At 70.1% G+C, this 22,222-nt stretch carries 21 protein-coding genes; 10 read left to right on the top strand and 11 right to left on the bottom strand.

The genetic code is table 11. The features are described from left to right. Window positions 1-42 precede the first annotated feature (42 nt). The 7 genes from ACWED2_RS20320 to ddaH form a co-directional block, all read right to left on the bottom strand. Window positions 43-1,809 (bottom strand): Wzz/FepE/Etk N-terminal domain-containing protein, encoded by a 1,767-nt coding sequence (locus tag ACWED2_RS20320; protein WP_449692033.1) that lies wholly within the window; start codon window positions 1,807-1,809, stop codon window positions 43-45. After that, a complete protein-coding gene (locus tag ACWED2_RS20315) occupies window positions 1,806-3,164 on the bottom strand; it encodes an exopolysaccharide biosynthesis protein (protein WP_449692032.1) in 1,359 nt (452 codons plus the stop codon). The genes ACWED2_RS20320 and ACWED2_RS20315 overlap by 4 nt, the downstream gene beginning before the upstream one ends. Window positions 3,165-3,273: 109 nt before the next feature. Continuing rightward, window positions 3,274-4,455 carry a glycosyltransferase family 4 protein gene (locus tag ACWED2_RS20310; RefSeq protein WP_449692031.1) on the bottom strand — a complete coding sequence of 394 codons (1,182 nt, stop codon included), beginning with the start codon at window positions 4,453-4,455 and terminating at the stop codon, window positions 3,274-3,276. Then, a complete protein-coding gene (locus ACWED2_RS20305; RefSeq protein ID WP_449692030.1) occupies window positions 4,445-5,755 on the bottom strand; it encodes a nucleotide sugar dehydrogenase in 1,311 nt (436 codons plus the stop codon). The genes ACWED2_RS20310 and ACWED2_RS20305 overlap by 11 nt, the downstream gene beginning before the upstream one ends. A gap of 194 nt (window positions 5,756-5,949) precedes the next feature. Beyond that, on the bottom strand, window positions 5,950-6,645 hold the full coding sequence (locus ACWED2_RS20300) for a glycoside hydrolase family 75 protein (RefSeq protein ID WP_449692029.1): 696 nt from the start codon (window positions 6,643-6,645) through the stop codon (window positions 5,950-5,952). Window positions 6,646-6,905: 260 nt separating this feature from the next. Continuing rightward, a complete protein-coding gene (locus ACWED2_RS20295; protein WP_449692027.1) occupies window positions 6,906-7,565 on the bottom strand; it encodes a polysaccharide deacetylase family protein in 660 nt (219 codons plus the stop codon). 82 nt (window positions 7,566-7,647) lie between these two features. Further along, window positions 7,648-8,475, bottom strand: a complete 828-nt coding sequence (gene ddaH / locus ACWED2_RS20290; RefSeq protein ID WP_449692026.1) for a dimethylargininase — start codon at window positions 8,473-8,475, stop codon at window positions 7,648-7,650. An 83-nt stretch (window positions 8,476-8,558) separates the two neighbouring features. On the opposite strand from ddaH, the gene ACWED2_RS20285 reads away from it, so the two are divergent. Next, window positions 8,559-9,005, top strand: a complete 447-nt coding sequence (locus tag ACWED2_RS20285) for an Lrp/AsnC family transcriptional regulator (protein WP_033261465.1) — start codon at window positions 8,559-8,561, stop codon at window positions 9,003-9,005. Window positions 9,006-9,457: 452 nt separating this feature from the next. Here ACWED2_RS20285 and ACWED2_RS20280 read toward each other — a convergent pair whose 3' ends face one another. Beyond that, window positions 9,458-9,847, bottom strand: a complete 390-nt coding sequence (locus ACWED2_RS20280) for a hypothetical protein (protein ID WP_449692025.1) — start codon at window positions 9,845-9,847, stop codon at window positions 9,458-9,460. Between the two features lie 25 nt (window positions 9,848-9,872). Here ACWED2_RS20280 and ACWED2_RS20275 point away from each other — a divergent pair, with 25 nt between their 5' ends. From ACWED2_RS20275 to ACWED2_RS20260, 4 genes are all read left to right on the top strand, one after another. Further along, entirely contained in the window at window positions 9,873-10,637 is a 765-nt protein-coding gene (locus ACWED2_RS20275) for an enoyl-CoA hydratase (protein ID WP_449692023.1), read from the top strand. A 259-nt stretch (window positions 10,638-10,896) separates the two neighbouring features. Continuing rightward, complete coding sequence (locus ACWED2_RS20270; protein WP_449692022.1) at window positions 10,897-12,822, top strand: 2-oxoacid:acceptor oxidoreductase subunit alpha; 1,926 nt, start codon at window positions 10,897-10,899, stop codon at window positions 12,820-12,822. Further along, window positions 12,819-13,883 (top strand): 2-oxoacid:ferredoxin oxidoreductase subunit beta, encoded by a 1,065-nt coding sequence (locus ACWED2_RS20265; RefSeq protein WP_449692021.1) that lies wholly within the window; start codon window positions 12,819-12,821, stop codon window positions 13,881-13,883. Before ACWED2_RS20270 ends, ACWED2_RS20265 begins: the two co-directional genes overlap by 4 nt. 96 nt (window positions 13,884-13,979) lie before the next feature. Next, a complete protein-coding gene (locus ACWED2_RS20260; protein WP_449692020.1) occupies window positions 13,980-14,330 on the top strand; it encodes a VOC family protein in 351 nt (116 codons plus the stop codon). Here ACWED2_RS20260 and ACWED2_RS20255 read toward each other — a convergent pair. Continuing rightward, complete coding sequence (locus tag ACWED2_RS20255; RefSeq protein ID WP_449692019.1) at window positions 14,323-15,543, bottom strand: sunset domain-containing protein; 1,221 nt, start codon at window positions 15,541-15,543, stop codon at window positions 14,323-14,325. The genes ACWED2_RS20260 and ACWED2_RS20255 overlap by 8 nt on opposite strands. 24 nt (window positions 15,544-15,567) lie before the next feature. Then, entirely contained in the window at window positions 15,568-16,620 is a 1,053-nt protein-coding gene (locus ACWED2_RS20250; protein WP_449692092.1) for a polyprenyl synthetase family protein, read from the bottom strand. A 232-nt stretch (window positions 16,621-16,852) separates the two neighbouring features. On the opposite strand from ACWED2_RS20250, the gene ACWED2_RS20245 reads away from it, so the two are divergent. From ACWED2_RS20245 to ACWED2_RS20225, 5 genes are all read left to right on the top strand, one after another. Beyond that, on the top strand, window positions 16,853-17,461 hold the full coding sequence (locus ACWED2_RS20245) for a hypothetical protein (protein WP_449692018.1): 609 nt from the start codon (window positions 16,853-16,855) through the stop codon (window positions 17,459-17,461). A 309-nt stretch (window positions 17,462-17,770) separates the two neighbouring features. Then, window positions 17,771-18,043 carry a hypothetical protein gene (locus ACWED2_RS20240; RefSeq protein ID WP_449692017.1) on the top strand — a complete coding sequence of 91 codons (273 nt, stop codon included), beginning with the start codon at window positions 17,771-17,773 and terminating at the stop codon, window positions 18,041-18,043. Continuing rightward, complete coding sequence (locus ACWED2_RS20235; protein ID WP_449692016.1) at window positions 18,043-18,675, top strand: DUF3558 domain-containing protein; 633 nt, start codon at window positions 18,043-18,045, stop codon at window positions 18,673-18,675. Before ACWED2_RS20240 ends, ACWED2_RS20235 begins: the two co-directional genes overlap by 1 nt. Beyond that, entirely contained in the window at window positions 18,675-19,937 is a 1,263-nt protein-coding gene (locus ACWED2_RS20230) for a PPE domain-containing protein (RefSeq protein ID WP_449692015.1), read from the top strand. Before ACWED2_RS20235 ends, ACWED2_RS20230 begins: the two co-directional genes overlap by 1 nt. Further along, a complete protein-coding gene (locus tag ACWED2_RS20225; RefSeq protein WP_449692014.1) occupies window positions 19,934-20,608 on the top strand; it encodes an ESX secretion-associated protein EspG in 675 nt (224 codons plus the stop codon). Before ACWED2_RS20230 ends, ACWED2_RS20225 begins: the two co-directional genes overlap by 4 nt. A 41-nt stretch (window positions 20,609-20,649) precedes the next feature. On the opposite strand, the gene nuoN is transcribed toward ACWED2_RS20225, so the two are convergent. Continuing rightward, window positions 20,650-22,221, bottom strand: a complete 1,572-nt coding sequence (nuoN, locus tag ACWED2_RS20220) for an NADH-quinone oxidoreductase subunit NuoN (protein ID WP_449692013.1) — start codon at window positions 22,219-22,221, stop codon at window positions 20,650-20,652. Window position 22,222 lies beyond the last annotated feature (1 nt).

The following is a 22,222-nucleotide window of genomic DNA, read 5'->3' as shown; positions in this document are numbered from 1 at the left end:
CTGGGTGGCGGAACCCCCGGCCCGGGGCGAAGCCCCCGGTTGTCACAGCGCTCTCTTTTCGGGTTCGAGGTCGGCGTCGAGATCGCCCTTGTGGCTCGGTTCGCCGTGGTCGCGCTTGAACGGCGACGGCCGCTTCGGGGGCTTGACCGGGGCGAACTTCTTCGTCGGTGCGTTCAGGTGGTCCGGGACGCTCACGCTGCCGGGCGGCGGCAGCGGCGAGGCCGGGGGCCTGGGCGTGGTGTGCGGCGGCTGAAGCACCGGCCGGACCGGGGTGAACCGGCGCGTCGGCGCTTCGGTCCTGGCGACGCGCTCGGCGATGCGGGCGACCAGCTTGTCCAGGTCGTCTTCGCGCTCGGCCGGGGCCGGCGGGGCCGCGGTGGCCTTCCGGCCGCGTCCGCGCAGCGCCGTGTGCAGGCCGTCCCACAGCGTCCCGTCGGACTTGTCGCGCGGGTCCGGGTCGACCAGCACGATGCCGACGATCGGGATCTCCTGGTCGGCCAGCTGCCGCGCGACGGTGTGCAGCCACAGCGTGTTCGCGTGCCCGGACTTCACGACCAGCACGGTTTCCTTGCCGAGGTGCTCCAGGTCGGTCCACGCCGTGCCCGGCGACACTGTGCCGACGCCGACGCGGCGCTCTTCCGGCGTCCCGGCGGGATCGCCGGCGGCGACCACGGAGACGTCGCTCTTCATCTCCTGCGCGAGCTTGCGGACATCCTCGCCCGGCAGGTCGTCGACGACGCTCGCCGCGCCGTCGGCCGCCAGCTCCGCGGCGATGTCCAGGCTGAGCGCGGCGGCGACCTTCGGGGCACCGAGTTCCAGCAGCGACACCTCGCGCGGGTCCTGCTTGATCAGGCGGACCAGCGTCGTGGCGACGCGCTTGCGTTCGGCGACCGCGCGCGAGCGCCGCCACAGCCGGGCGGGGCCCCGCAGCTTCGACGGCAGCTGCGCGATCACCGACGCGCCGAGGTGCGTCGAGATCTCGCGGCGCAGCACCGGCCGATCGCGCGAAACCGCGCCGACGGCGACGAACGCGAGCCCGAGGGCCAGGCCGAGCGCGAACCCGATGCCGGCGTTCGTCGCGGTGGTCTTGAGGAACGCTTTGGGCAGCACACGGGCCGCGTCGACGATCTGGGTGCCCGCGGCGACCTGCGGGCTGCCGATACCGGCCTGCTGGGCGCGCGAGGTGAAGTCCGAGATCTGCGCGGTGAGCGCGGCGCGGCGGCTGTACAGGCTTTCGAGGGTGGGCTGGCTGGCCTGGCGCCCCTTGCCCTCCTCCTGGACGATCTGCTGCTCGACCTTGCCCAGCTCGTCCTGGGCGTTCTTGCGCTGGTCGAGGATGGCCTGCGACTGGGCGGCCGCGGCCGCCTGGCTGCGCTTGACGTGGTCGGCGATGAACGTCTCGGCCAGCGCCTGCGCCCGGGCCACGGCCTCTTCGTTGGTCTTCGCCTTGACGGTGATCTGCAGGATGTTGTTCGTCAGCCCGAGGCCCGCGTAGTTCTTCATGAACTCTTCGGGCGAATCGGTGCTGCCCAGCTTCTTGAGCGCGGCGCCGGCGATCTGGGTGGTCTGCAGCACGGCGACGTCGGTGCGCATCAGCGTGCCGCTGTCGGTCGGCGAGTCATCCTGGTGGACCACGATCACCTTGGCGACCGCGGTCGGCGGCGCGGGCAGCACGACCGCGAGCACCGCACCGGCGATGAGCCCGAGCAGCGCGGTGGCCAGCCAGACCCGCTTGCGGCGGCGGATCGCGACGAACAGGCGCTGAAGGTCGATGAGCGGCGCCGCCGGGGTTTCGGGGGTATTCGTCACGCCGAACCTGCCAAGGCTTTCTCGGGGGCTTCCGCCGCTGGTCCGGGTTTCTCCGGCGCGCTCGGCCGGACGGGGTGGGTGAGGACGGCGCCGACGATCTCCTGGCCGCCGTCGGTGCAGGCCTCGGCGAGCCGGACGAGCTGCCACGCGGTGCGCGTGCCGGCGCCCAGCACGACCAGGACGCCGGAGCTCGCCGTGGCGTCCGGCACCGTCGGCCGGTCGGCCGAGTATTCGAAGACACGCAGCGGCACGGACAGCCGGTCGGCCAGCTCGGCGAGCTGCTCGGCGGCCAGGCGCCCGGTCTCGTCGTCGTCGGCCACCAGCAGCAGGAGGTCGGCGGGGCCGGTGGCCAGCCGCGCCAGCACCCGGCGGTAGCGGATGTCGCGGTTGACCTCGTCGGCCGAGGTGGCGACCGGCGGCAGCACCCACGGCCGGTCGCCGCCGAGCAGGCGCCGCACCTTGCCGACGAAGCCGGTGGCCGGGGCGCGATCACCCTGCGGGGTGGTGACGTCGACGCCGGCGAGGATCGGCGCGCCGAGCGCGGAGGCGATCTCCGGCTCGCCACGCAGGCGCCGGTCGGTCCGGGCGGTGAACAGGTGGCCGAACACGCCCGCGAGGAAGAACAGCACCGCGCCCCCGGCGACGAGCTGCGTCATCGTCGGCGCCGCCGGCGACGTCGGGCGCTGGGACGGCCCGAGCACCACGGTGTTGCCGACGCCGGTGGCCAGGTCCGCTTGGTTCAGGTCGTTGATCGCCTGCTCCAGTGACGTCTTCAGCCCCTCGAGCTGGGTGCGGACCTGCACGCTCTCCACCGTGAGGTTGCCGCCGACGTTCTTGGCGAGGTCGCTGATCCGTTCCGTCGTCAGCTTGACCTGCTGGCGCAGCGACTCGCGCTGCTCCTGGGCGAGCTGCACCGAGGCGTCGGCGGAGTTGGTCGCCAGCTGCGTGGAGAACTTGACGTACTGCTGGGCGACCTGGTCGGCGAGCTGCTGGGCGTGCTCGGCGGTGTCGGCCGAGACGGTGATCGTCACGACGTTGCTCTGCGCCACCGACGTGCTGACCTGGTCCTTCAGGTCGGCGCCGCTCGGGTGCCACGGCAGCACGGCCGCGGCGCGGTCGAGCACGACCGAGGCCTTCGCGATGTCCGCCTGGGTCAGCAGCTCGTCGGCCTGACGCGGGCCTTGGAGCAGCACGCCCGCGGTCGTCTTGTAGCCGGGCGAGAACAGGATCGACGCTCCGGCGCCGACCAGCGCGCCCAAGACGGCGAGGGCGGCCAGCAGCCGCCATCGCCGTCGCAGGACCTGCCCGACCAGGGCCAGGCGCACCGTGTCGTCAGTCAACGGCGGGGTCTCCATTCCTGAGCCGGGTACGCCGAACGGGTTCAGTTGATCGGCCGGTTACCGGAGTCGTCGTAAGACCGAGAGCATTGGTTACACGTCCGGTGGGTTCTTGACCGAACGGCGATCAGGACTTCACAGCGTGCTCATACGCGGCCAGCAGGGCCTTCGCGGAGTTCTCCCAGGAGAGCGGACCAGCCACCCTGGCCTGGCCGAGTTTACCCATCCGGGCCCGCTCCTCGGGGTCGTCGAGCAGCTGGGCGACGAGTTTCGCGAACGCCGATTCGTCGTTCGCCGGGGCGTAGACCGCGGCCTCCCCGGCGGACACCCGCGCTTCCCGCAGCTCGAACGAGACGATCGGCTTGCTCATCGCCATGTACTCCATGACCTTGTTCATCGTGGAGACGTCGTTCAGCGGGTTCAGCGGGTCCGGCGACAGGCAGACGTCGGCGGTGGACAGGTAGCGGACCAGGTCCTCGTCGGAGATCCGGCCGGTGAACTCGACCTGGTTGGCCAGCCCGAGCTTCGCCGACAGCGCGACCATGTCGTCGAACGCGTCGCCCGAGCCGACGAACACCGCGTGCCAGTCGGTGCGGCCGACCTCGTCACGCAGCTTCGCGAGCGCGCGCAGGGCGTAGTCGACGCCGTCCTGCGGGCCCATCACGCCCAGGTACGCGAGCAGGTACGGCTTGCCCTTCTTGAGCTCGGGCTCGGCCGGCACCTCGTGGAACCGCTCGACGACCGGGGCGCTGCGCACCACGAAGACGTCCTCGGGCTTCTTGCCACCGCGGATCCGGGCGACCTGCTTGTAGCTCTCGTTCGTCGAGATCACGACGTCGGCGGCGCGGTAGGTGGCGCGTTCGAGCGCACACACCCCGCGGTAAAGCAGGTCCTGCCCGCGGTCGAACCGCGAGAGGTACAGCTCCGGGCAGAGGTCGTGCTGGTCGAAGATGAACCGCGCGCCCTGCCGCTTCAGGTATTTCGCGACCAGGTACAGCAGGTCCGGCGGGTTGCAGGCGTGCACGACGTCGACCGGCCCGACCTTCCGGGCCAGCCGCAGCGTGTGCCACAGCGCGCTGCCGTACTCCTGCAGGTAGCCGGCCGGGCCGCCGGTCGCCGCCGTGAGCGGGTAGCGGTGGATGTGGACGCCGTCGACGACGGCTTCGGCCTCGGTGTCGCGTTTCGTGCCCTGCGGGCAGATCACGTGGACTTCCCACCCGGCGTCGCGCAGGGTCGTGGACTCCTGCCAGACCCGCCGGTCGAACGGGACGGAAAGGTTTTCGACGAGGATGAGCGCTTTACCAGGCAAGGCCGGCGTATCCCTCTTCAAGGCGACGCTCCGCGGCGTCGGGCAGGCGGACGAGGTCGACGATCTCCCGGCCGTGCGGCAGCGCCGCCAGCACGTCCGGGTCTTTGGTGCCCACGAGCAGGACGTCGGCGTGGTTCACGACTTCTTCGACGGTCCCGGCGAGCAGCTGGCCGAGGTGCGGCAGCCGGCTCTCGATGTACTCGCGGTTGGCGCCCATCAGCCGCGAGAGGCTGACGTTGGCGTCGTAGATCTTCAGGTCGTAGCCCTTGCCGAGCAGCTTCTCGGCCAGCTCGACCAGCGGCGACTCGCGCAGGTCGTCGGTGCCCGGCTTGAACGACAGCCCGAACAGGCCGACCTTGCGCTTGCCGGTGCGCGCGACCAGGTCGAACGCCCGCTGCAGGTGCTCGTCGTTCGACGCGAGCACGTGCGACAGGATCGGGACGTTGACGTCGGCGCGGTGCGCGGCGTAGACGAGCCCGCGCAGGTCCTTCGGCAGGCACGAGCCGCCGAAGGCGAACCCGGGCTTCAGGTAGGCCGGGCTGATGTTCAGCTTGGTGTCGGCGAGGAAGACGTCGATCACCTGGTGCGAGTCGAGGCCCAGCGCGCGGCAGATCGCGCCGAGCTCGTTCGCGAAACCGATCTTCAGGCCGTGGAAGGAGTTGTCGGCGTACTTCGTCATTTCCGCGACCGGGATCGGCACCCGGAACACCGGGCCGGGCAGCCCCTCGTACAGCCCGGCGACGGCGTCCCCGCTGGCCGCGTCGATCTCGCCGATCACGGTCTTCGGCGGGTCGAAGAAGTCGCGGACGCTGGTGCCCTCGCGCAGGAACTCCGGGTTCACCGCGACGCCGAAATCGACCCCGGCGGTGCGGCCCGAAGCCTTCTCCAGGATCGGGACCAGCAGGTCGAGGCAGGTGCCGGGCAGCATCGTGCTGCGGAAGACGACGGTGTGCCGCTCACTCTTCGCGGCGAGCGCTTCCCCGATCTCCTCGGCCACGCGCTCGAGGTAGACCGTGGACAGGCTCCCGTTCGACGCCGACGGCGTCCCGACGCAGACCAGCGAGATCTCACTGTCGGCGACCGCTTCCGCGACGTCCGTGGTGGCTCTCAGCGCGCCGCTCGCGACCACTTCGGCGGTCAGCTCGCCGATCCGCTCCTCGACCACCGGGGCGTTGCCCTGGGTGATGAGGTCGATCTTCACCGGGTTGACGTCCACGCCGACCACCCGGTGTCCCTGCCCCGCCAGGCACGCGGCGGAGACACAGCCGACGTAACCGAGCCCGAAGACACTGATCTTCACGCCAAAACCTCCGCTATTCCGCGCGACCCTCAAGTTGGTCGGCGGGCACCCCTGGATCGTTACCGCGCCAGCGGCGAACGGGGGACGGCGTGAGACTGCGGTGAGACGCAAGGGATTCGAGTGAGAATTGCGTCTCGATCCGGCGGCGAACCGTGGGTGTCAGCCACGGTTCGCCGCCGGACGGTGAATAGGTGTCAGTTGTTGTTCACGAAGGTGGTGGCGAGGCTTTGCCCCTTGCTGACCGCATTGGCGTGGTTCTCGATCGGCGAGACGGTCGAGTTCTTGAAGCAGATGTAGGTCACGCCGGAGTCGGTGCCGCCGTTGGACGGGTCCGGGTTGATGCCGAGGTCCTTCGCCGTCGCGTAGGAGGCTTCACCGATGATCTGCGACGGCCCGGTGTCGCCGATGACGGTGTACTCGACCTTGCCGTTGTAGATCACCGCGCAGGAACCGCCGCCCTTGAGGCCGGAGGAGGAGTACTTCCAGATGCTGCTGGAGCTCGGCACGACGATGTAGGGCAGCTTCGCGGCGTTGAGCGGCTTGCCGTCGGACTGGTGGAAGGCGGTGTCGTCCTGGAAGCAGCAGTCGGTGTCCTCGTTGCACTGCGAGGTGCGCTGGCCGTCGCAGTCGATGTCCATGTCGGCTTTCCAGAAGACCGCCCCGTTGGCGTCGCAGATGGCGACCGTTTTGCTCGAAACGTCTTCGTCGGTCTTGTACTTGCCGTTGGAGATCTGCCGGCAGCCGGTGGTCTTGGCGAGAAGCTGGGCCGCGGTGGGGGCGGCTGCGACGGTGGCCGGCTGGGCGGCCGGGGCGGGCGACGCCGACGCGAGGGCGGACGGCATCATCGCCGCCGCCAGCGCGAGCGTCGCGAGCAGGATCAGTTTCCGCATTCCTGGTGCTCCCTTTAGTTAGGAAACTTTCCTTACGGCGGCGGGGCACCAGGATGCACCGCGGACACGAGCGCGTTCAAGACCCGCGGGTCCGGGAATTTCCCATCAGGTGGCCGAAGTTGACGAAAAGGCTGCTCATCGGACCGGCTGCGCGGAAGGCGGTGTCCCGTTCGCCGGGACACGGCCGGCGGGCCCGGATCCGGCCCTTGCCCGGCTGCGCGGTGAATGGGCGGTTCGCCCGATGTGCGGGCAGCCGGCGGCTACCGCGCGGCGCGGCGGAACAGGCGGTCCGCCCAGCGCGTCGCCCGTCGCCGGGAGCCGGCGAGCAGGCCGTCGAGCCAGTCGCCGTCGAGGTCGTGCGGGAGCTCGGTGCGGGCTTGCAACCAGCCGTCGCGGCGGGTCGCGCCGCCGTCGCTGGAGTACACGCGGGTGGCGCCCGCCTGCCGCAGCCGGGCGAGGACCCGGCGGTCGTAGGCGCCGAACGGCAGCGAGTAGCGCCGCACCGGCCGGCCGCAGAGGTCGCCGAGCAGCTTCGGCGCGTCCTTCAGCTCGCGGTCGGCGTGCCGGTCGTCGAGCCGCCGCCAGTCCCGCGGTTCCCAGCCGTGCGAGCCGATCTCCATCCCGGCGCGCGCGAGCTCGCGCAGGCCGTCGCGGTCGAGGTAGCCGCGCTGCCCGAGCCGGCCGGCCAGGGGGAAGAACTCCGCCGTCAGCCCGCGGTCGGCCAGCCGCGGCAGCACGATTTCGACGTCGGAATCGTTGCCGTCGTCGAAGGTCAAGCGGACGTCCTCGCGGTCCGCGGCGACGTCGAGGACGCGCTCGAACTGGTCGACGGTCAGCCAGCGCTCGTCTTCGCCGGGGTCGAGCGGGCGCGCCGGCCGGCCCACGCCGTGCACGGCCAGGATCACCGTCACCTCTCCCACCGCCTGCCACCCTGAGTAGTCGATTTGTTACTTCGATTAATCGTGGTGGCAAACGGGTGAGTTACACGTTTTCGGCCGTTGTTCAGCCTTTGCGGATTTCCAGCGTGCAGCACTTCGGGCCGCCGCCGGCTTTGCGCAGCTCAGAGATGTCGACGTAGACGGGTTCGTACCCCCGTGCGACCAGAAGTTCACCCAGACGGACGGCCTCCACCGGCAGGACGACGTTGCGGCCGTCGGACACCCCGTTGAGCCCGAAACACTCGGCGTCTTCCCTGGTGGCGAGCACCGCGTCCGGGAACAGCCGCTCCAGCACGCGGCGCGAGCCGGCCGAGAAGGCGTCCGGGTAGTAGGCGATCTGGGCGCGGGTCGTGTCCGTCGCCTCGGCGAGCACGAACAGCGCGGTGTCGAGGTGGTAGTAGCGCGGGTCGACCAGCTGGAGCGAGACGACCGGGACGCCGAGGACCTCCTGCGCCTCGGCGTGCGCGGCCGGATCGGTGCGGAAGCCGGTGCCGGCGAGCAGCAGGGTGCCGGTCCAGGCGAAGTCGCCTTCGGCCTCGTTGATCTTCTCCGGCATGGTGATGTCGCGGTAGCCGTGTTCGACGAACCAGCGGCGGAAGTGCTCGGCCTCCGCGGCGCGCTGCGGGGCGCGGAACCGCGAGCCGAGCACGCGCCCGTCGACGACGGTGCCGGAGTTGGCGGCGAAGACCATGTCGGGCAGGCCGGGCTGGGGCTCGATCTCCTCGACGGTGTGGCCGAGGCGGCGGTAGGTGTCGCGCAGCTCGGTCCACTGCGCGACGGCGACGTCGGCGCTGACCGGCTGGGTCGGGTCCATCCAGGGGTTGATCACGTAGTCCACCGCGAAGAAGCGCGGCGGGCACATGAGGTATCGACGAGTGGTCGGTACGCGCATCGCCTGCATGGTTGCAGGGTAAGGTGCGCCTAATATCGCAATCAATCGCTGTTCGCTGCGCGTATCTGTGCTAAATGTTGCGTGTGAACACCATCGACCAGCGAATCGTTTCGTGTCTCGTGGCGAACGCGCGCTCCAGCTACGCGGAGATCGGCAAGGTGGTCGGCCTGTCCGCGCCGGCGGTGAAGAGGCGGGTGGACCGCCTGCTGGAGACGGGCATCCTGCGCGGCTTCACGGCGGTGGTCGACCCGGAGGCGCTGGGCTGGGGAACGGAGGCGTTCGTCGAGGTCACGTGCCAGGGCAACATCACACCGGCCCGCATCCGCGCGCGCCTGGAGCCCCTGCCGGAGGTGGTGGCGGCGTACACGGTGTCAGGCGCGGCGGACGCAATCGTCCACCTCCGGGCGGCGGACATCCACCACCTGGAGACGGCGCTGGAGCGGCTGCGCGGGCTGGAGATCGTGGACCGGACGGTGTCGACGGTGGTGCTTTCGCGGCTGCTGGAACGGCCGCCTACTCCGGAGCAGTGAGGCCTCCGGCCCCCGGTATCCAGTTTATCGGCGGGGCCCGACAGTTCCGGCGGGATCAGTGGTGCCGGTGCACAGGTCGGGGGCCTTGTGGACAAGTCGGCGCCCTGGGTCGCCGAGATCGCGGAAGTGTCGGCCCTCGCCGATACGCTGGTCACCGGGGGCCGGAGGCCGCCCTCAGCCACCCGACGCCGGTTGAGCCGCGGGGCGCCGCAACCCACCAACGCCAGCAACGCGGGCTCCTCGTCCGAGCGCAGCTCCGCCCGGCTACTCGCCGCGCGGAAAGTCACCGCCGGCCGGTCGCGCCGCCTGTGCCACGGCCTCAGTCACCCAACGCCGGCGACCTCGCCAGGGCCTCAAGCACCCAACGCACACGGCACCGCCGGCGCCCAACCGCCGAACGCCGGCAAACCGCAGCGCATCAACGCCAGCCTCGCCGCAACGCCACCAGCGCCTCAGCCACCGAGCGCGCGCAGCACCGCAGGCGCCTCGTCCGGGTGCAGCCGCAGCTCCGTCCGGCCACCCGCGCCGTGGAACGTCACCGCTTGCCGGTCGACCGCCTGCATCGTCAGCTCCCCCGGCTCGAACACCACCGGCTCCGAGCGCGACACCCGCCACCGCACCGGCCCGTCCCCGACCACCAGCCACCCGCGCCTCTCACGCCCCGCCGTCAGCTCCTCCGACCGCAGCACGCACGGGTACTCCACCCGGGAACCGCGAGCCAGGGCCGCGGCGCGAGCCCGGCGTCGGCGGCCGCCGAACAGCTCGGCCGTGTCGATCATCGTCAGCAGATTCCCCGCCACCACGACGATGCCCTTGACCAGCACCCCGACCAGTTCCCCCACACACCCAGCGTGCCACGCTGGGCCCATGACCGACAGCATCGTCAGCGAGCACTCCGGCGGGATCGCCCTGCTGACCGTCGACGCGCCCGGCAGCCGCAACGCGCTGACCCTCGACCTTTCCGCGCAGCTCGCCGCGGCCGTCGCGGCAGCCGAACAGGACGAGTCCGTGCACGCCGTCGTCGTCACCGGGACGCCGCCCGCCTTCTGCGCCGGCGCCGACCTGTCCGCCCTGCAAAAGGCCGACGAACCCGGCCTGCGTGCCATCTACGAAGGCTTCCTCGCCGTCGCCCGGTGCGCGCTCCCGACCATCGCCGCCGTCGGAGGTGCCGCCGTGGGGGCCGGGCTGAACCTCGCCCTCGCCGCCGACGTGCGGCTGGCCGGGCCACGGGCGAAGTTCGTCGCCCGGTTCCTCGAACTCGGGCTGCACCCGGGCGGCGGGATGACCTGGATGACCCAGCGGCTCGCCGGTCCGCAGCAGGCCGCCGCCATGACGTTGTTCGGGCAGCCGCTCGACGCCGAAGCCGCGGTGCGCGCCGGGCTGGCGCTGCGCGTGGTCGACGGCGGCCATGACGAACTGCTGACGGCGGCGCGTGACCTCGCTCACCCCGCCGTCGCCGCCCCGCGGGAAGCGCTGCTCGCCACCAAGCGCAGTCTCCGCACCACCGCGAGCCTGGCCGAACACGGTGCCGCCGTCGACGTCGAGATCCGGCCGCAGCTGGCGTCACTGGCGTCGCCGGAGTTCGCCGAACGGCTTTCCCTGATGCGAGACCGGATCCGTTCGCGCCCGTGACTCGAGCCGGAAGCTCTACCCTGCCGGGAGACGCGCATCACAACGCAGCGCAGCAGCGACCCGTTACGATCAGTTACAGGTATCTACCGTACCTGCGAGGGGACATCGAAGAGCACCGATGAGGTCGCCCAAGACCCGGGACACTACCAACATCGGTGTTGAGGGCGAGCTAACCTCGGGAGTAGACCTGGTGAACGCAGCCGCGGCACCGGCAGGCCAACGGAAGCCGTACCGTCGGGAGAGAGGGAATCCCTGACCCATGAGCACGAGTGCGAACGGCAACGGCGCTGGTCACGGCTCACTCGCCGCAACCAGGCCGACCGAGGTCAGCAAGCTGGACCGGGTGGTCATCCGGTTCGCCGGCGACTCCGGTGACGGCATGCAGCTGACCGGCGACCGCTTCACGTCCGAAGCCGCCGCCTTCGGCAACGACCTTTCGACGATGCCGAACTTCCCCGCCGAGATCCGCGCGCCACAGGGCACCATCCCCGGCGTCTCGAGCTTCCAGGTGCACTTCGCCGACTACGACATCCTCACCCCCGGCGACCGGCCGGACGTGCTGGTGGCGATGAACCCGGCCGCGCTGAAGGCGAACCTCGCCGATGTCCCGCACGGCGGGACGATCATCCTCAACACCGACGAGTTCATCAAGCGCAACCTGACCAAGGTCGGCTACGCGACGGACCCGCTGGACGACGACACGCTCGCGCCCTACCAGGTGCACCGGGTCGCCATGTCGACGCTGACCCAGGGCGCGCTCGCCGACACCGGCCTCGGCAAGAAGGACGCCGAGCGCTGCAAGAACATGTTCGCGCTCGGCCTGCTGTCCTGGATGTACCACCGGCCGACCGAGGGCACCGAGCGGTTCCTGCGCGAGAAGTTCGCGAAGAAGCCGGACATCGCCGAGGCGAACATCCTCGCCTTCCGCGCGGGCTGGAACTACGGCGAGACCACCGAGTCGTTCGCGACGACGTTCCAGGTCGCGCCGGCGAAGCTGACCCAGGGCACCTACCGGCAGATCACCGGCAACACCGCGCTGGCGTACGGGATCGTCGCCGCCGGGCAGCGCTCCGGCCTGCAGATCCTGCTCGGCACGTACCCGATCACCCCGGCGTCGGACATCCTCCACGAGCTGTCCAAGCACAAGAACTTCGGCATCATCACCTTCCAGGCCGAAGACGAGATCGCCGGCATCGGCGCCGCGCTCGGCGCGTCCTACGGCGGCGCGCTCGGCGTCACCTCGACGTCCGGGCCGGGTGTCGCGCTGAAGTCCGAAGCCGTCGGCCTCGGCGTGATGGTGGAGCTGCCGCTGGTGGTCATCGACGTGCAGCGCGGCGGCCCGTCCACCGGCCTGCCGACCAAGACCGAGCAGGCCGACCTGCTGCAGGCGATGTTCGGCCGCAACGGCGAGTCGCCGGTCCCGATCATCGCGCCGCTGTCGCCGGCGGACTGCTTCGACGCGGCCGTCGAGGCGACCCGGATCGCGCTGAAGTACCGCACCCCGGTGCTGCTGCTCTCCGACGGCGCGATCGCGAACGGCTCCGAGCCGTGGCTGATCCCGGACGTCGACGAGCTGCCCGACCTGCGCGTCGAGTTCGCCACCGAACCCAACGCGGACAACGACTCCGGCGAGTTCTGGCCGTACGTCCGCGACCCCGAGACCCTCGCCCGCGCGTGGGCGATCCCGGGCACGCCGGGGCTGCAGCACCGCATCGGCGGGCTGGAGAAGGCCGACAAGACCGGCCACATCTCCTACGACCCGGACAACCACGACAAGATGGTCCGGCTGCGGCAGGCGAAGGTCGACGGCATCGACGTCCCCGACCTCGTCGTCGACGACCCCTCCGGCGGCAAGGCGCGCGTGCTGGCGCTGGGCTGGGGCTCGTCGTTCGGCCCGATCGGCGCGGCCTGCCGCCGCGTGCGCAAGCTCGGCCTGCCGATCGCGCAGGCGCACCTGCGGCACCTCAACCCGCTGCCGGCCAACCTCGGCGACATCCTGCGCAGCTACGACAAGGTCGTGGTGCCGGAGATGAACCTCGGCCAGCTCGCGCTGCTGCTGCGGGCGAAGTACCTGGTGGACGTCCACTCGCACACGAAGGTCGCCGGCCTGCCGTTCAAGGCCGAAGAGCTGCAGAACCTGTTCTCGGAGATCATCACCGGCGTTACTACGGAGGCGGCACGATGACCGCGATAGATCTGGGGATACCCAACCTCGGTGGCCTGGACCTTGTGCCCACCACCGACGAGCCGCAGAAGGCCAAGGACTACAAGTCCGACCAGGAAGTCCGCTGGTGCCCCGGCTGCGGTGACTACGTCGTGCTGAACGCGGTCCAGTCGTTCCTGCCGACGCTCGGCCTCAAGCGCGAGAACATCGTGTTCATCTCGGGCATCGGCTGCTCGTCGCGGTTCCCGTACTACCTGAACACCTACGGCATGCACTCGATCCACGGCCGCGCGCCGTCGATCGCGACCGGGCTCGCGACGACGCGCCCGGACCTGTCGGTGTGGGTCGTCACCGGTGACGGCGACGCGCTGTCCATCGGCGGCAACCACCTGATCCACGCGCTGCGCCGCAACGTGAACATCAAGATCCTGCTGTTCAACAACCGGATCTACGGGCTGACCAAGGGCCAGTACTCCCCGACGTCCGGGCAGGGCATGGTCACGAAGTCGACGCCGATGGGCTCGGTGGACACGCCGTTCAACCCGCTCTCGCTGGCGATCGGCGCGGAGGCGTCGTTCGTGGGCCGGGCGCTGGACTCAGACCGCAAGGGCCTGACCGAGGTCCTGCAGGCGGCGGCGCAGCACCGCGGCTCGGCGCTGGTCGAGATCTACCAGAACTGCCCGATCTTCAACGACGGCGCGTTCGACGTCCTCAAGGACGCCGACGAGGCCGCCACGCGGCTGATCCCGTTGCGCGCGGGCGAGCCGATCCGCTTCGGCCCCAACCAGGAGTTCGGCGTCAAGCGCGGCGACTGGGGCGGGCTGGACGTCGCCAAGGTCGCGGACATCGGCGAGGACAACATCGTGGTGCACGACCCGGCCATCGCGGACACGTCGTACGCGTTCGCGCTGTCGCGCCTGGGCGACCAGAACCTCAACCACGTCCCGACGGGCATCCTCCGCCAGGTCGAGCGCCCGACGTACGACGACGGCGCCCGCGCCCAGGTCGAGGAGGCCCGCGCGGCTCGCAAACCGGACCTGCAGGGCCTGCTGCGCGGCAAGGACACCTGGACGGTCGCGTAACCACCTGCTCCCCGAAGGCCGCCATGCCCGGTGCATGGCGGCCTTCGCCGTTTCCGGGGTTGCCACGATTGGGACGCATGTCCTAAGTTTTAGGCCATGCGACCTGAATCACCTTTCGTGTTCTTCGACGTCCGCACCACCGACGCGGCGGGCAGCAAGCGGTTCTTCGCCGAGCTGCTGGGCTGGGAGGCGAACGACACCCTGCTGACGGCCGGCGGCACGCCATGGGGCGGCCTCACCGAGCTCGCGCCCGGAGACGACCGGGCGCCGCAGTGGCTGCCCTACGCGCCGGTGTCCGATGTGGACGCTGCCGCGGCGAAAGCGCTGGAGCTGGGCGGAACCCTGGTGCGTGAGCGCACCGATCTGCCGTTCGGCTCCCTGGTGGTGGTCACCGATCCCGGTGGCGCGGCCCTCGTGCTGTTCCAGGCCGGGCCGGCCCTCAGCTGAGCGGCCGGAACCCGACGCGTTCGGCGTCTTCGGCCGTCCGGAACCAGACCTCGGCGACCATCTTCGGGAACTGCGCCGACTCCTCGGTGCAGTACCGCAGAGCCGTGACGCTGGCCTTGACGGCGAAGCTGTCGCTGGGTGCCCCGCCGCCCGGGCGCGGCATCGCCGAACCGGGACCGAACGGGCCCGGCGGGACCGCATCGCCCGCCGCCTGGCGGGCCGGGGGCGGCTCCGGCGCCGCGACGCCGGCCGCGGCCGCCGCCTGGTTCGGCTGCACCGACGGCTCGAACAGCGAGCCGCTGTGCGCGCCGGACAGGTCCGGCTCGCGGCGCTCCACCGTGCGCATCGACGGCTGGATCGGCTGCGGGGTGTCGAACCCGCCCCGCGCCGCCTCCCGGGGCTGCCGCTTCGGCAGCACCTGCGTCGCTTCGGCGGGGGTCTCCGGCGGCACGTCCAGCTCACTCTCGGCGATGTCGCCGCCGAACGCGTACTGCGGCGGCTCGTCTTCTTCCGGCTCGTGCTGGTCCACCGAACCGGGGTGCTCGGTGATGAAGCGGGTGCGCTCCACCGGCTCTTCGAAGGCCGACCGCTCGGACGGCGGCTCGTCGTCGAACCAGTCCGGCGCGGGCGCCGCCTCGCCGGCCGGGGGCTGGAACAGCGAGCCCGCGGGGTCCGAGTCGAGCTTCTGCTCGAGCCGCGACAGCGCCGGCGACTCGGGCTCGTCGTCGAACGAATCCCCGACCGGGGCGAGGTACTGCGTCGGGGCGCCGCGGTCCGGCTCTTCGTCCGGCGCCAGGAACTGGGTGGCCGCGCTCCGGTACGGGTCGCCTTCCCCGGCCTCCGGTTCCGGCGACTGGATGAACGGCTCGGTCGGCGGCATCCGCGACGGCACCTGGGCGTCGAGCTCGGCGAAGTCCTCGTCGATGTCGTCGTGGACGTCGTCGCGGTGGATCGGCGGCGCGGCGACCAGCGTGCCGGGGTAGGAGGTCTCCTGGCGGGACGGCTCCGGTTCGGGCCGCCGGAACGCCTCGGTGCCGCGGACCACGTCGGCGTTCGCGGGGGTGCGCGCGGCGTCGGCGTGGGCCTGCGCCAGCGAGCTCTCCAGCCGGCGGACGCTCTTGCGGAGCGGCAGCACGAGCACCAGCCAGGTGAGGACGACCCCGACGAAGAACGCGGCGAGGCTCCACAGCCAGACCTGTCCGAATATGGACATCTTTTCCTGCCCCTGTTAAGTGCGTTAGCGCGTGCGCGCGACCAGGTAGTCGGCGACCGACTCGCACGCGTCCCGAGCGGGTGACGCCGGCAGCGCGGTGAGCTCGGCTCGCGCGCGCTGAGCGTAGTCGGCGAGGGTGACCCGCGCTCGATCGAGTCCGCTGCTCACCCGAAGGAGGTCCAGCGCCTCCTGCACGAGCGCGTCGTCGGCGATCGGCCCGGACAGCAGCTCGACCAGCCGGGGTTCGGTGCCCGGGTCGGCCAGCGCGTACAGCATCGGCAGCGTCCGAACGCCTTCGCGCAGGTCGGTGCCCTGCGCCTTGCCGAGCTCGTCGGACGGCGAGGCGATGTCGATGATGTCGTCGGAGATCTGGAACGCGGTGCCGATGATGTCGCCGAACCGGCGCAGCGCCTCGATGTGCTCCTCGGCGGCGCCGGACATCATGCCGCCGAACCGGCCGGAGGTGGCGATCAGCGAGCCGGTCTTCTGGGCGATCACGGTGAGGTAGTGCGCGACGGCGTCGTCACCCGGGCCCGGGCCGACGGTCTCGCGCATCTGGCCGGTGACCAGCTCACCGAAGGTCTCGGCGATGATCCGCGCGGCGTCCGTGCCGAGGTCGGCGACCAGCCGCGAGGCGTGCGCGAAGAGGAAGTCGCCGGTGAGGATGGCGATGGTGTTGTCCCAGCGCGCGTTGACGCTCTCGGCGCCGCGCCGCATGGTGGCCTCGTCCATCACGTCGTCGTGGTAGAGCGTGGCCAGGTGCACCAGCTCGACCGCGGCGGCGGCGATCACCACGTGGTCGTCCTGCTTGGGGCCGAACTGCGCGGCGAGCAGGGTGAACAGCGGACGGAAGCGTTTGCCCCCGGCCTCGACCAGGTGCAGCGCGGCGTCGTTGACGGCCTGGACGTCGCTGCGCACGACCTCGCGCAGCAGCTTCTCGACCTCGGTCAGCCCGCCGGCGATGGAGCGCAGCAGGGTTTCGTCGGCGATCTGCAGCCCGACCGACGCCCGCAGGTCGTCGAGGGCGCCGCCCGGCGCAGCGGGGAGGGATCCCGCCCCGGGGGCTGGGGAAGGCACAGACACGTCGGCTCCGCTCTACTCGTGCACCGGTCGGTTGCCCCTTGAGCGTAGTGGCTACCGCGCGCGGTCGTTTACCCGCTGTCCTGCGGAAACGGTGACGAACATGACACCGCCCCGGGTGGTTCGCGCTCCTCGAAAGGGTGATCGGAGATTCCGGGCGCAACGGACGTCTCCGGCGGGCGGATATTCAGTCGTGGAAGAGGCGCTCCGCTTCGTCGAGGAGGAACAGATGCGCAGCACGATGGTCACGGCCTTGGTGGTGACGGCTGTAGCCGCTTCGGCGGCCTCGCCTGCTACGGCGGCTTCGGCTCCTGGCGTGGCGGACATCGGCTCGGCGTCGTTCACGAAGGTCGAGATCCCGGCACAGGGTCACTGTTCGATCGGCGGCCCGACGAGCGCAACGGCTCCGCTGGTGTCGAAGCCGGGCATCACCTTCGGCGGCGGCGAGTCGTCCTGCACGACATCGGGCCCGACAACGAAGTCGACGGCAACGGGCAAGAATTTCGAGCTGTCGGCGCTGACGGGCGTGGGCGGCCCCCGGGTGAAGCTGTCGAGCTGGACGGTGACGTGCGAGGGGACGCAGACGCAGACGAGCGCGGACTGGACGTACAGCGGGCTTTCGGGCATGGCGAACCCGCCGAGCCCGGTGCCGGTGGGGTACGTGTCGCCGCTTCGCAAACCGGACGGAACGGTCCTGGCGAACGCGGTGTTCAACATCCAGGAGCTACCGGGCGACGGAAGCATCGAGCTGACGATGCTGCGCATTTCGTTCCTGCCGGCATCAGGCCTCAGCGGCCAGGTGACCCTGGGGCAGACCAGCTGCGCCCCAACCCCATAGACGTCACGAGGGCCGCGGCTTGGGAGAGCGCCGAGAGGACCGCCGCGGCCCTTGTGACCTTTGTTTTCCGCCACGGGAACCCTGGTAGGGTGCGAGACGTCGGATACGCAGGGTGCTCGGGGCGAAGCACACTGCAAGCTAGGGGAGAGCTGATGACGACGGTGCGTTGTGTCTGAGGGCCCGGTGTATGACCCGGGTGGGGATTGGGAGCTTCCGGGGCCGAACGGGGTTCCGCTGGCCGGGTCCTACGGGGGTGGGGGTGGTTCGGGGGGTGGGTTTGCGTATGACGAGGAGACTCTTCGTGAGTTGATGCGTGAGTGGAACGACCTGGCCAACGAGTTCAAGCACGACCAGGAACAGGCGATCACCCTCACCCGCGCCAAAGGCCCAGGTCTTGAGTACGCGAGTGGCGGCAACGCGGAGAAGATTCATCAGTCCGGGGAAGCTCTCCTGTCGACGCTTGCCGCCCGGGAAGAGTACTGCCGCAACATGGCTGCAAAGTTCAAGGCCGCGTTGGGCATGTATGCCCGCGCCGAGGACGATTACACCACGCAAATCACGCAGGCCGGAGGCAGCCTCTGATGCGCCGCACTGTTCCCGTCTTCACCGTGTTGCTACTGGTCGTGACGGCATGCTCGACCACCAATCCGGGCACCCCGTCGGCTTCCAGCCGCACTCCGACTCCGGGTACGAGCTCACCCTCGGAAAGCAACAGCGCAGTGCCAGGGCCGGGTGTTCCCAAGGTGCCGCATCCGATCGACGTTGCACGATTCAAGCCCGAGCCGTGTGGTGCGTTGACCGACCCTCAAGTAGCCGAGCTTCTCGGGTCCGGCGTGGCAGGCAAGCCAGACCTGCAAGCACCGGCTGGACCGACTTGCTCGTGGGATTCAGCCGATGTTTCGCAAGCAGGAATCGGAGTCATCTTCATGAACGCCGATCAACTCGGTCTGACAAGCGTCTATGAAGCCAAAGGCAAGCAGTATCAGTTCTTTCAACCGATGGAATCGATCAATGGATTTCCTATCGTCGCGTATGGCGTGAACGACGAGCGAACATCTCGTGGCCGGTGCGCAGTGGCGATTGGAACGAGCGACACCCAAGCCGTCGACGTTCATGTCGCGCAGTCCGAGAAGAACATCGGCAAAAAGGATCCTTGCGCGGCGGCCCATGAGATCGCCGCACAGGTCCTGAGCAACCTCCGCGGAGGGAACTGATGGCAACCGAAGGGCCGCTGACGGCAGCGCAGATCTACGAACAGATCACTGGCGGCGAGGGCATCGGCTCCCTCGCCGACGCTCAGGATGGTGCCAGCCAGTTGACCACTCGGATGGTTGAGCGGGCCCAGCGGATAAGCGCCCTCCGGGTCAAGACCATGTCCGGCTGGCAGGGCAGCGCCGGGGAGGCGGCTGCCGATGCCACTCGGCCTCTTGTTCAGGCCGCAGCTGATGATGCCGTTCATCTTCGGAATGCTCAGACTGCTGTTGGGGCTCAGATGGATGCCTTTGGGACCGCCAAGAACTCCGTCAAGCCCGTTGCCGCTCAGCCGCCGGTGCTTGAGGTTGATGATGTGCTTCAAGCCATCAGTGACAACGGCTGGGGTTCCTACCACGCCAAAGTTGCCGGGTGGCAAGCTGACAGCCAAGCCAACATCGATGCCTTCAGTGCCTACCACTCCGCCAGTACCGCCAATGGTGGGCAGATGCCCGCGCAGTACGCGCAGCTCTCCGACTCCGGGGCGCCCATCTCCATGCGGACCTCCGGCGACAAAGCCGGCCCCACCGATACCGGGGACTGGGCCCGGAATCCGAGCCAGACTCAGATTCCCGCCCAGGATCGGCAGGTCTCTCGACCCGGGCAAAACCGGGGCACAGACCAGGGACAACAGCAGAACCAGCAAACCCAACAGGATCAGCAAAACCGGCCGACCCAGCCGGATCAAGCCCGGCCCGGGACCACGAACACCGATACCATTCCCGACAACACCCACGCCAACAGCTACGTCCCCAAGCCCGTCATGCCCGCCGCTCAGGGTGGGTATGAGTTCGGGCCTACCGGGCAGCCCGTCAGCAACCTCACCGGGCCCGGGACGAACTGGTCCGGCGGGTTCGGGCCCGGGACCGGGCCCTACGTCGGCGGTGGGTACCAAACGGGCACGGGACCAGGCAGCGGGACAGGAACGCCCAGAGCCGGCACGGGAACCGGGCCGGGAACAGGAAACCAGCGCGGCCTCGGCAACAGCACCGGCGCCCGGCTCCCCGAAGAACGCTTCCCCACCACCAACCCCGCCCGCGGCGCCGCCGGCCCCCGCGGTGCCAACGGCCTCCCCATGGGCGCCCCCGGGCAAGGCCGCGGCGGCAAAGAAGAAGACCGCGAAAAGAAAACCGCCCCCTACCTGCAAAACCCCGACCCGGACGGAACCTTCGGCGGCTTCACCGAAAAACCCATGCCGCCCGTAATCGGGGAAAAGAAGCAGTGACCGCCGTCTTCTCGCTGAACACCCTGCTCGCCGCCATGCGTTACGTCGGCTGCGGCGATCCGCACCCCGTCTTCGCGAAAGGGCTCCGCTACATCCCACCCTCCGCCGCAGACCAAGTGAACAAGCAAGCCCTCGAGGAACTCCGCCCCTACGGCTTCACCGAAGGCGATAGCTTCACCCCCGATTTCGAAGACCTCCTGCACCTCATCGGCCACCCCGCCCAGGAGTACTTCGCCTACGCCCGCGACACCACCGGCCAAACCGGCATCCTCGTCGCGGCCAAAGAGCGAACCGCCGTCTGTGTCGTCTGCCAGGGCGACCAGGTCGAACTCACCGAGGTCGACGTCGACACCCACCCCGCCGACGCCCTCGTCGCGCGGCTGCCCGGCTATCCGCCCGCCGACATCAAGCCCTTCTCGCTCCCCCAGGCCGACTTCCAGAAACAACCCGAGAGCGACATCTTCGACGACGCCCCCGCGCGCAGCCGGGAAGCGCAGGAACTCGACGCCCTCTTCGAGCAACCCCACTACGGCGTCGGGCAGCTCCAGACCGGCGGCAAGACCGTCAGCTACCTCGATCTCGACGCCGGGCGCGTCGGGATCGCCCTCGCCGACGGCTACATCAGCGTCCTGCCCGGGGATCCCGAAAAACTGAGCCAGAAACTGAAATAGGCCGCCACTCCCAAAAAGAGTGGCGGCCTATCAAGAAAACCTCAGAAAGCGAAGCCGCCCGAACCGGCCCAGCCGAGGGCGAATGCCGGGACCAGGCCCAGCACCAGCGTCACCGCCGTGCCCAGGAAGATCGCCGTTCCCGTGCCGAAACCCGGGACCGATACCGACGGCCCGTCCGCCGCCGGCTCCGAGAAGTACATCAGGACGATCACCCGCAGGTAGAAGAACGCCGCCACCGCGCTGAACACCAGCGCGACCACCACCAGCGGTGCCATTCCGTCCGACAGCGCCGCCGAGAACACCACGAACTTGCCGACGAACCCGGAAGTCAACGGGATCCCGGCCAGCGCCAGCAGCAGGAACGTGAACACCCCGGCCAGCAGCGGCGAGCGCTTCGCCAGCCCGGCCCACGCCGAAAGGTGCGTCGCCTCGCCCGAGGAATCCCGGACCAGGCTGATCACGCCGAACGCCGCCAGCGTCGTGAAGCCGTACGCCAGCAGGTAGAACAGCGTGCTCGACAGCCCATCGCGCGTCATCGCGATCGCCCCGACCAGCAGGAACCCCGCGTGGGCGATCGACGAGTACGCCACCATGCGCTTGACGTCCGTCTGGGTCAGGCCCAGCACCGCGCCGATCACCATCGAAATGATCGCCACGCCCCAGAGAACTCCGCGCCACTCCCACGAAGTCGACGAGAACGCCACCGACAGCACCCGCAGGATGCCACCGAACGCCGCGACCTTCGTGCACGCCGCCATGAACGCCGTCACCGGGGTCGGCGCCCCCTGGTACACGTCCGGGGTCCACGTGTGGAACGGGCCCACCGAACCCTTGAACAGCAGGCCGACCACCAGCAGGCCCAGCCCGGCGAACAGCAGCGTGTCCGACCGGTCCGAACCCGCCGCCGCGGCCGCGATGTCGCCCAGCTTCACCGAGTTCGCGTAGCCGTACAGCAGCGCCAGCCCGTACAGGAAGAACGCCGAGGAGAACGCGCCCAGCAGGAAGTACTTGACCGCCGCTTCCTGGGACAGGAGACGACGCCGGCGGGCGAGGCCGCACATCAGGTACAGCGGCAGCGAGAGCACTTCCAGCGCGATGAACATCGTCAGCAGGTCGTTCGCCGCGGTGAACGCCATCATGCCGCCGAGGGCGAACAGCGTCAGCGGGAACACCTCGGTCTGCATCACCGTCGCCGTCTGCGCGCGGTCCTGGACCGTGCCCGGGCGGATGCCCGCCTGGGCGACCAGTGCGCCGCCCGGCTCGACCACGCGGTCGGAGATCAGCAGCACCGCGCCGACCGCCAGCGCGAGCAGCGTGCCCCAGAGGAACAGCGCCGGCCGGTCGATCGAGATCGCGCCGCTGAACGTCGTCACGCCGCCCGCGGGCGCGTCGCCCGTCGCGTAGACGATCAGGCTGACGCCGGCCGCCACGATCGACGCCAGGCTCAGCCCGACCTGGATGCCGAACCGCGACCGCTTCGCCGCGAACGCCTCGACCAGCACGCTGACGCACGCCGCACCGAGGACGATCAGCACCGGCAGCACGGCCGGGTAGTCGATCGACGGCACCTGCACCGGCGGCTCCGGTGCCTGGGTCAGGAGGATGTCGAGCACT

It is taken from the genome of Amycolatopsis sp. NPDC005003 (genome assembly GCF_053600695.1).
This window is presented reverse-complemented; position numbering and strand designations above follow the sequence as displayed.